General features: G+C 30.0%; 10 protein-coding genes, 1 tRNA gene and 1 pseudogene. 7 read left to right on the forward strand and 5 right to left on the reverse strand.

Translation table 11 applies throughout. The annotated features are described in order from the left end of the window. Positions 1 to 2: 2 nt before the first annotated feature. Both Ctaglu_RS11865 and Ctaglu_RS11870 read right to left on the reverse strand, forming a co-directional pair. Positions 3 to 296, reverse strand: coding sequence for a DUF2325 domain-containing protein (locus Ctaglu_RS11865; protein WP_125001886.1), 294 nt, complete (start codon positions 294 to 296; stop codon positions 3 to 5). Between the two features lie 341 nt (positions 297 to 637). Continuing rightward, positions 638 to 1,066, reverse strand: a complete 429-nt coding sequence (locus Ctaglu_RS11870; RefSeq protein WP_125001842.1) for a flavodoxin — start codon at positions 1,064 to 1,066, stop codon at positions 638 to 640. Between the two features lie 387 nt (positions 1,067 to 1,453). Between Ctaglu_RS11870 and Ctaglu_RS25915 the strand changes: the two are divergent. Further along, positions 1,454 to 1,687, forward strand: a pseudogene (locus Ctaglu_RS25915) (ABC transporter ATP-binding protein); the annotation flags it as partial. Between the two features lie 280 nt (positions 1,688 to 1,967). Here Ctaglu_RS25915 and Ctaglu_RS11880 read toward each other — a convergent pair. After that, positions 1,968 to 2,597, reverse strand: coding sequence for a class I SAM-dependent methyltransferase (locus tag Ctaglu_RS11880; protein ID WP_125001845.1), 630 nt, complete (start codon positions 2,595 to 2,597; stop codon positions 1,968 to 1,970). A gap of 582 nt (positions 2,598 to 3,179) precedes the next feature. Here Ctaglu_RS11880 and Ctaglu_RS11885 point away from each other — a divergent pair. After that, positions 3,180 to 3,254, forward strand: a tRNA-Gln gene (locus Ctaglu_RS11885). A 104-nt stretch (positions 3,255 to 3,358) separates the two neighbouring features. Here Ctaglu_RS11885 and Ctaglu_RS11890 read toward each other — a convergent pair. After that, positions 3,359 to 3,853 (reverse strand): LiaF transmembrane domain-containing protein, encoded by a 495-nt coding sequence (locus tag Ctaglu_RS11890; RefSeq protein WP_125001848.1) that lies wholly within the window; start codon positions 3,851 to 3,853, stop codon positions 3,359 to 3,361. 151 nt (positions 3,854 to 4,004) lie between these two features. Here Ctaglu_RS11890 and Ctaglu_RS11895 point away from each other — a divergent pair, with 151 nt between their 5' ends. Beyond that, positions 4,005 to 4,208 (forward strand): cold-shock protein, encoded by a 204-nt coding sequence (locus tag Ctaglu_RS11895; RefSeq protein ID WP_125001852.1) that lies wholly within the window; start codon positions 4,005 to 4,007, stop codon positions 4,206 to 4,208. 175 nt (positions 4,209 to 4,383) lie between these two features. Here the strand turns inward: Ctaglu_RS11895 and Ctaglu_RS11900 are convergent, their stop codons facing one another. Further along, a complete protein-coding gene (locus tag Ctaglu_RS11900; protein ID WP_125001855.1) occupies positions 4,384 to 5,208 on the reverse strand; it encodes an MBL fold metallo-hydrolase in 825 nt (274 codons plus the stop codon). A 258-nt stretch (positions 5,209 to 5,466) separates the two neighbouring features. Between Ctaglu_RS11900 and Ctaglu_RS11905 the strand changes: the two genes are divergently transcribed. The 4 genes from Ctaglu_RS11905 to Ctaglu_RS11915 all read left to right on the forward strand — a co-directional run bounded on the left by Ctaglu_RS11905 (position 5,467) and on the right by Ctaglu_RS11915 (position 9,243). Then, positions 5,467 to 6,084 (forward strand): acetate uptake transporter, encoded by a 618-nt coding sequence (locus Ctaglu_RS11905; RefSeq protein ID WP_125001858.1) that lies wholly within the window; start codon positions 5,467 to 5,469, stop codon positions 6,082 to 6,084. Positions 6,085 to 6,305: 221 nt separating this feature from the next. Next, the gene (locus Ctaglu_RS11910; protein ID WP_125001861.1) at positions 6,306 to 7,784 is read left to right on the forward strand and encodes a Na+/H+ antiporter NhaC family protein; all 1,479 of its coding nucleotides are present in this window, start codon (positions 6,306 to 6,308) and stop codon (positions 7,782 to 7,784) included. 223 nt (positions 7,785 to 8,007) lie between these two features. Further along, the gene (locus tag Ctaglu_RS26190; protein ID WP_258880982.1) at positions 8,008 to 8,136 is read left to right on the forward strand and encodes a CPC_1213 family protein; all 129 of its coding nucleotides are present in this window, start codon (positions 8,008 to 8,010) and stop codon (positions 8,134 to 8,136) included. Between the two features lie 192 nt (positions 8,137 to 8,328). Then, positions 8,329 to 9,243, forward strand: coding sequence for a DUF4349 domain-containing protein (locus Ctaglu_RS11915; protein ID WP_125001864.1), 915 nt, complete (start codon positions 8,329 to 8,331; stop codon positions 9,241 to 9,243). The last annotated feature ends 312 nt before the right edge of the window (positions 9,244 to 9,555 follow it).

Genomic DNA, 9,555 nt, shown 5'->3' on the forward strand with positions numbered 1-9,555 from the left:
TATTAAACCTCTATCTCCTTAATGTACTTTTGTATTTCTTTTTCCATGTGTGTCCATGAACGTTTAGAGAATGCAACTTTTACATTAGCTTTCCTTGATTCTTCTTTAACAACCGTTGTTAATTGGTGACCTACAAAGTCTACCAGAATCATTACTAAATCTATATTTCGAGGTATTCTGAAATTTTTAGCATCATTTTTTCTACCAGTTATATGTTCTATGTCGTTGAATCCATTCTTCATTAGATTTTTAGTAATACTGCCAAGATTATCTCCACCTATGAGTAATATTCCCATAGTTTCACTTCCTTTTATACATATTATGATATTCATTTTTATTATTCATATGCTAGGCTTTGGTCTTTATTTAATAGGTCGGTTGGTTTCATCCCTTTCATCATTAAGTTCATGATGCTAGATTTAATTTCATTTTTATATCTTTCCCATATGTTATTTGAGTTTCTATTACTATTACTAAAATTAATTAAAGAGGATGTCTTATGCTTTTTGATAGTTGGACATGCATTACGTATTATTATTGAATATAAATATTCTAAATAATTCTACTATTCCCACAAAACACCCTCCATTAATTTCACGATAGTATTAACACTATCGATTTTTTATTAAAAATATTTTTATTTTGTGGATAACAACGCACCTATTTCCTTACATTTTTCAATACCTTCTTTGTCAGCATCGTTATTAATTATAAGTCCATCTACTATAACATTCGCACCGTATTTTTCCATTCTTTCTTGCCAATCAGTCATCCATTCTCCATTGCCCCATCCATAAGAACCAAATAAAACAATATTTTTGCCACTTACTACACTAGCAATTGACTCAATAAACGGTTCCATTTCTGATTCCTCAAGCTGCTCTGCGCCCATAGATGGGCATCCGAAAGCTATTACATTTGCATTTATTACGTCCTCTACTTTTGCGTCACCCACATTAAGTAATCTAACGTTTGAATCTTCATTTTTTGCGCCTTCCATAATCCCTTCTGCCATAGCCTCAGTATTTCCTGTTCCACTCCAATAAATAATTACTACATTTTTCAAATTAATTTCCTCCTCATTTATATTCCTATTGTTCTATAAATATCAACACCTTTTAGAATTAAGTGTTTTTAAGCTATAAAAATTTTCTTACTGTATTCATGATGATAAAGAACTATTTTAATTTCTTTGATATTGATTATCGTTATCAACTACATTATAATATATTTAAGTTAGGGATTTTTTAAAATTATTACTATCTTTTTTAAAAATATTAAGGAAATGATATGAAAAATCTACTCAATCATACTGAACTGGCCTTAAATATTTAAATCTGTATTCAAAAATATCTGTTATGTTTCTCTTCTGAGGGAGATAAAAAAGTTCTTGAACTCGATAATATGTAAAAAGAAATTGTTTGAATACTAATCAACACTTAAAATTTACCATCCAAGAAATGAAAGACAGTTACAATTAGCTATTGAAGAACTTACCAAAAATAAGACAATTATTATGATTGCCCATAGACTGAAAACAGTCAGAGCAGCAAATCAGATTATAGTAATACACAATGGAAGAATTGTGCAAAGTGGCACACATACTCAATTAATTAAGAAACCAGGCATCTATGCGGATTTTATAGGTATTCGCCAAAAGGCAATTGGATGGAAGTTATCAAAATAAACCTTAGATTTACTTATGACGGGAAGAATAATATTATCTAAAATGTAAACCTAGATATCAAGGATGGAGTATTGCATAGCGAAAGATAATTACTGCGAGGTTTGGGATAAAAATGAACAAGCTAAGAAGCTTTAAAATCTACCCATAAAAAGCAAAAATGGCGATGAGTAAATAATCGCATATTTTTGCTTTTAAGGTTAACATAGTGGATATTTAAAAGTACGTTAAATATCTGAATAACGAAGGATGTTCGTATTATTGACTTATATGGATAATAGCTCTACTTTTCGCATATACAGCATAACCAATTTCTTTCTTCCATTAAGTCTATTGTTATATTATTGAACCCAGCTTTTTCTAATAATTCTTTTAATTCTTTAGGAGTATGTATTTTCATATCTGATAGTGCAATCAATTTATCATTTCTTTCTTTAAAGTTTTCACTAGAATACATTTCACATATTATAATAAATTTTCCTGATGGCTTTAATATTCTTTTAACCTCTTTAAAACTTTCAATAAGATTAGGCCAGAAATAAATAGTTTCTACTGCTGATATAACATCAAATTTATTATTTTCAAATGGGATTTTTTCTACACTAGCATGTAAAATTTCAACTCTGTTGGTTTTTACAAATTGTGTATTATAATCTTTTGACCATTTTACACAATCTAATGAATAATCTATACCGAAAATTTTGCCCTCGGTTGCTATTGATGCCATTCTATTTATTGTTCTACCACCACCACAACCTATATCAAGTATAACATCCTTGTTTTTAATATTTATTTTTTCTAATCCCCAACTAGTCAATTCAAAGTGTCCTATATTCATGCCTTCTGCTATAACTTTTCCTAACACACCAGTTGGTTTTTTACATTGATTTAATCTTTTTGCAATTTCACTCATAATGTTCCACCTTCCTATTTAATAAGATAATGATAATCAATATCAAATCAATTATAGTATAAACTATTTATGAACATAATACAATATTTCATTGCCTTTAGAATGACTCCAAGGGAATATCCAAAGAAAATGCAATAACGTTTTGGAGCATAATAATCTTTTAAGAGTAGCAATAAAATAGTAATAGGTATTTTTACTGCTATTTATTTTTGTAATGCAGGATGTAAATCTTATTTACATAAAGTGTAGAAAAAGAACTCTTTTTAGGAACGAGAAAACAGGATGCTGAAAAAGTGAATACAATAATGAAGACACTAGAAATTAATTATGATGAGGAAAATTATAAGATCTATTGCTTAGGCAAAATGGATTGTTTAGTAAACTTGTAAATTTACAACAGCAAAGTTTTGAGTGGGAGATAGGGGAATATAAGAGATTTTTACTTTAGAATATTATAAAATGATATAGGCTTGCAAAGATAGTGAATCTATGTTATAGTAAATTACAGGAAGTTGTAAAAAAGTAATTTAACGACTCGAGGGTTCAATTTGCCTAGGAGTCACTATTTATTTATTTTTTTATTGGGGTGTAGCCAAGTGGTAAGGCACTAGACTCTGACTCTGGCATTCGCAGGTTCGAATCCTGCCATCCTAGCCAAATATTTTAAGTCTAATATAAAATAGTATATTTTAAATGATGGATATAAATAATCCTAGCAAAATTTTATTTTGCTAGGATTATTTTTTTTATATGATTTTTTTTTACTTAAATATGTTTTTTAAAAACACATAGATGCCTAGTACAATAATTGTGCAAGGAAATAATAGTCCATAAGTAAGCCAAGTATAATTGTTTCCTAAAAAATTTACTGCAAAAGAAAATACAGATATAAAGGCTAGCAAAAATATAAAAAATAGTAAGGTATTGTTTTTTTTGGAAAATAAATAATACTGAAACAAACCAATAGCAAGGCCTAGTGTATAAATGGGCCAAGTTTCAGTGGAGTATTTCCAGTTTGTTGAAGTTTCAAAAACAAATAATAAACCTGTAGTGGTTAAGATTCCAGCAAGAACTAATATAGCAGGTTCCTTTTTTAGTGAGAAAAAACTTATTTCTAACAAAATACCTGGAATTAGAATAAAAAGAGGCCAAAAGTTTGAAAAACTAAAAAAGTCAATGTCGCATATTTGATCAGCTAGAAGTACTGAACCTAAGAGAATCAAGAGAATACCAAATAATGCCTTGTGTTTTTTCATGTAATTCACTTCTTTAAATCACTATTCATAATTATATTGTTTATATATAGAATTTATGCATATTTAAAAGTATTAGTTAGACATTTATAGCTAATACTATATTTAAACACTAAATCCTTTATATTTCAGAGAAGGACAAGGAGGAAATTATATGAAAACAGGTGTAGTGAAGTGGTATGATGCTGAAAGAGGGTATGGATTTATATCAGCTCAAGAAGGCGAGGATGTATTTGTTCACCATTTGGCGATAAAGGAACAAGGACCAAGAAAGGATTTGCATGAGGGCGAAGAAGTACAATTTGATGTAATTGATGCACCTAAAGGACCCCAAGCTATTAATGTTCAAAAGTTTTAACCACATGATTTTATCTTTTGATATTATTTTTTGTAAAACTAGTTGCAAACCGGGGTATATATAGAAGCATTATTTCTATATCAGATGAGTTAAAAAGAAATCCAAGATTTATTTAAAAGCAAATGTCCTAGAACTATCTAAAAGTCCTAGGACAGCTGCTTATTTTATTTGAATTTTATAATTTTACAGTTTGACCGATATCGATAATTTTTATGCTTCCGTCATTTATTCTTTCTAGTGTATCGCAGGTAACATTATCATCGTCTTGAGCCAAAATATAGGTTTTATAATGAATTGGAATCATTAGTTTAGAATTTGTCATTTTAAACATTTTAAAGCTTTGCTCAGGAGAACAATGCATTTCTTGAAACTCGTCAGGTTTATAACATCCTACAGGCATAATAGCAACATCTGCCATTAAATTTTTATATACATCAGTATAGGCTGTATCCCCAGCGAAAAAAATCTTTTTTGTGCTATTCTCAATTATATAAGAATTGCTATCAGCTGCAGTGCCCCAAGGATATCTCCTACCATCATGATTTGCTCTTAAAGCCCTTATTTTTATGCCGCTCCCACTATAGTCCTCATCTGGGTTTAGAAGTATTCTATTTTTAAATCCTAAAATTTTTAAAGGAAAATCTAAGTTCTTAGGAGCAATAACTACTGCGTTTTTATTTAGTTTCATTAGAGTTGAATAATTCATGTGGTCCATATGACCATGGGATAGCAGTATATAATCAATATTAATTGAAGATAAGTTTAAGGATGGTTTTATTAATCGTCTTATTTGACCAAGATTTATTGAGGTCACAGGGTCAGTTACTATAATCACTCCATTTAAATTAATAAGTACAGTAGCATGCCCTACCCAATGGACAGAATCTGTTACTAAAGGTTCATAGGAGGGAATAAGCATAGGCTTAAAGTAAGACTTAAAGTTTCTACGATGTAGTTCATACATATATCCAGTGATTTTACGGAGTTTAGTAAAGTTCATTTTATACCTCTTAATTTTCAATATATTTGTTTATACTATATAATTATATTCTTTTATGTAAAGCTTAAACAAATTATATAAAAGAATTTCTATAAATGAATTATAACATAAGGTAGCAAAAATTAATTTGCACTCTGCGATTTAACATTAAAAAGAATAAACTTACAAAACACTACAAAACAATTGACAAGGTAAATTTTTTCTGTTATTTTTTTATAGGAATTATTATTTTAAGGGAAATAAAAAGGAGGCAATATTATGCTTACAAACGAAACACAAAATGTAAAAATAACAAATGCAGATCCATCAGCATTAGGGTTATTCGGACTTGCCATGGTAACGCTTGTAGCATCTTCGCAAAAACTTGGACTTACAGAAGGTACATCTTTTATACTTCCATGGGCTATATTCTTAGGAGGATTTGCTCAACTATTTGCATGTATAAATGATTCAAAACGTAACAATGTGTTTGGAGCAACAGCTTTTGGAGGTTTTGCATTCTTTTGGATGGGAGTTGCGGCCACATGGTTAATTAAAGCAGGTGTATTTGGTCAAGCTTTGGCATCAACTGTGGATCCAAAACAATTAGGGTTTGCTTATGTAGGATATTTGATATTCTCATTGTTTATGACAATAGGTGCTACAGAGACACATAAGGTACTATTTACAATTTTTGTTTTAATTGATTTTCTATTTATAGGATTATCGCTTAGTACTTTTGGAATTATGCCTAAATTTTCACATAGCCTGGCAGCGTATTCTGAACTCTTAATTGCGCTAGTTTCTTTTTATGGTTCTGCAGCGGCAGTTTTAAATGCTCATTTTGGCAAGCGATTTTTACCAATTGGACAACCTTTTGGTATATTTAAAAAATAGTCAACAAAAATATAATTGCAATAAATGTATATTATTGCAATTATATAAGTTGAAAATGTAAAAATGGACAAAAGTATGACTAATTTTTATCAATTAACAGTGAAAATAATTGAATTTTGAGAAAATATAGTATATAATGTTGCATGTAATAAAAAACGTTTAGGTGGGTTAAGAGAATTAACTTCATGTAAACGAAATCAAAGTCGGATGGGGGCTTATATATGATTGCATTATTAAAAATATCACCAGTATTCGTAATGGCAGGTCTTATGATATCTGGAATGAACGCACTGCTTGCAGCACCGATTGCAACTATTTACGGAGCTATAATAGCATCATTAACATGTAGGTTTAAATTTAATGACATAGTTGATGCAGCTGTGGATAATGTAAAGGAAATGCAATTGGTTTTCTTCATATTAATGGCAGCTTATGCAATGGCAGAGGCTTTTATGGCAACAGGAGTTGGGGCATCAATTATTAGTTTTTCATTAACTCTTGGATTAACAGCTAGAACTGTAGCTGTAACAGGATTTATGGTAACAGCAGTACTTTCAGTTGCAACTGGTACTTCATGGGGAACTTTTGCAGCCTGTGCTCCAATTTTTCTATGGTTAAACCATATAGTAGGAGGTAATATATTACTTACTACAGCAGCAATCGCTGGTGGAGCTTGCTTTGGAGATAATATAGGACTTATTTCTGACACCACCGTAGTAAGTTCAGGTATCCAAAAGGTTGAAGTTATTCATAGAATAAAGCATCAAGGAGGATGGTCTCTCATATGTTTAACAATAACTGCAATCATTTTCTACGCTGTAAGCGTGGGAATGGGACTTCCAACAGTTATTTGTAATGCAGCAGATGCAATAGATAAAATTCCAAAAGATGTATGGGCATCACTTGAAAAAGCTAAACCTTCTGCGGTCGAACTTTTAAATCAAGTTAAAACAGGAGTTCCTATGTATATGATAATTCCATTATTAGTTGTACTTGCAGTAGCAATTAAGGGACTTCCAACTCTTGCATGTTTAGGACTTGGAATAGTAACATCTCTAGTGCTTGGACTCGTAGCAGGAACAATTGAATCTGTACCTAAATTCCTACAATTAATGAAATCAGGATTTGAAGGTGCGGGTTCAGGGGTTATTGTTATGATGATGTGGGTTGGTGCTTTTGGAGGAATCATGAGTAAAATGGATGCATTTGCTCCATTATCAAGATTCATTTCGCATATTTCAAGAAATGTACGCGAACTTATGTTTTGGAATGGTGTATTGTCAATTGCAGGAAATGCTGCATTGGCAGATGAAATGGCGCAAATAGTAACAATTGGGCCGATAATTAGAACCTTACTTGAAGATAACGTAGAGGGTAGCGAAGAGGATATGTATACATTACGTTTAAGAAATGCTACTTTCGGGGATGCACTTGGAGTATTTGGATCGCAGCTTATTCCATGGCATGTATACATAGTTTTCTATGTGGGTATAGCCTCAGCAGTTTATCCACTTCACAAGTTTGTAGCTATGGACATAATAAGATATAACTTTATGGCTATGGTAGCAGTAGGTTCATTATTACTACTTACTATAACAGGGTTAGATAGATTCATACCATTATTTAAATTACCATCTGAACCTGATGTTAGATTAAAGAAAAATATTGTAAAAAGTAGTAAAGAAGATTTAGTTATATAAATGTAAAGTTATACAATATATATAATATGCAAAGCACTATACTGTAATTACAGCATAGTGCTTTCTTTGTTTACGATGAAATTATAAAATGAACCATAAGGCTAATAGAAATTATGTATATTTTCTAAGAAATTGATGAAAATAGTATATAGCTATTCAAATAATAATAAACATAAAAAAGCGAACGCTTATTAAATAAAATAGCGAGATAGGAGAAGTGTATATGGATAGTAAAATGAAAACAACTAAGAATAATAAAAATCAAGATAATAACTTCAAGAAAAAAAATATTAAACATGGTCATGAAGAAAGTGCAAAAATAGTTTTTGATCATATGGAAAAGAGAGATTAGAATAAAAGAGAGTTCTAAAGCTGTATTACTGCTTTATGAACTCTCTTTTATTATCAAAAATAATTTCTTTAATAAAATTATTATATAAGTTTTCTGAAAGCAGGGATTTTTATAAAAAACTTACGTATATATCGATACATAGTGTAATTTTATAGTTTTAATATTATTCATAATTAAAAAGGGGGAGATTTTGTGAAAAAGAAATTTAAAAGTATAGCAGTAATACTAATGTTAATGATAATGATTAGCTTTGCAACTGGGGGGTGTGGTTCTAAAAAGGCATCTAGTAATAATGAAAGTAAATCTAGTATAGAAGTTTCAAAGGGGAATGGTGGGTTAAGTGATGGTAGTACTGGTGTTGCAAAAGATGAGGGTAAGTCAGGGACTGATTCAAAGACTAATTTGAAAGCTTCTTTAGTGGGCCAAGGTAAGATAATAAGGAATGGAATAATACAGATGGAAACACTAAGCTTTGATGTCGCGGTAAAGCAGATTTTAAGTAAAACTAATAGTATGGGAGGATATGTACAAAGTTCCAATATATCAGGTACAAGTATTGAGGCAAAGTTATCGGAGCAAAGCAGGAAGGGTGTGTTTATATTAAGGGTGCCTAAGACGGAATTTGATGCTTTTATATTACAGATTGGTAATTTAGGAAGCATTACAAACAAACAGATTTCAACGGAGGATGTAACTTCTGCATATTTCGATACACAGGCACATTTAAAATCATTAACTATTCAAGAGGAAAGGTTACTAGAACTTTTAAAGAAAACTGGTGAACTTAAAGATATAATAGTATTAGAAAAAGAATTAAGTACAGTTAGATATGAAATTGAAGGTTTAACAGGAAACCTTAAAAAATGGGATAATTTAATTGATTTTTGCACACTAAATATAGAGTTAGTAGAAGTTCATAAAATCAAAGAAAATCCTGTGTCTTTTGTCGGAAAAATTGTAAATGGCTTTGTTTCCTCGGCGAAATCTGTAGTGGATTTTGGTAAAAGTTTAATTTTAACTATTTCTATACTCATACCTTATTTGCTTGTTTTATCAATTATATTTTTAATAGTTAGATATATATACAAATATATAAAAAAAAGCTGATATAAGAGCTTTGCTAAAAAAAACAATATGAAAAAGGTTTTTTTATGAAGCATATGATTATGCTTCTTTTTTTTGTATTATATATGAATATGAGAAGGAAAAGCAATGAAAACGTAAAACAATATAAACACAATCACTAAAGAATAAGAGAAAAACATCGAAATATATAATAATATAAAAAATTAGATAGTGTTAACTGACTTATGAAAAAAGCACATAGGAATATTTGTATGTCAATTACAACTTTAAGAAATAAGGTCGTTGTCTTTTTAGCCTTAAACTTATGGAATTTAATGTTTTTGTTCTTACAAA

The sequence above is a fragment of the Clostridium tagluense genome, assembly GCF_003865095.1.
Taxonomy (GTDB): domain Bacteria; phylum Bacillota; class Clostridia; order Clostridiales; family Clostridiaceae; genus Clostridium_AD; species Clostridium_AD tagluense.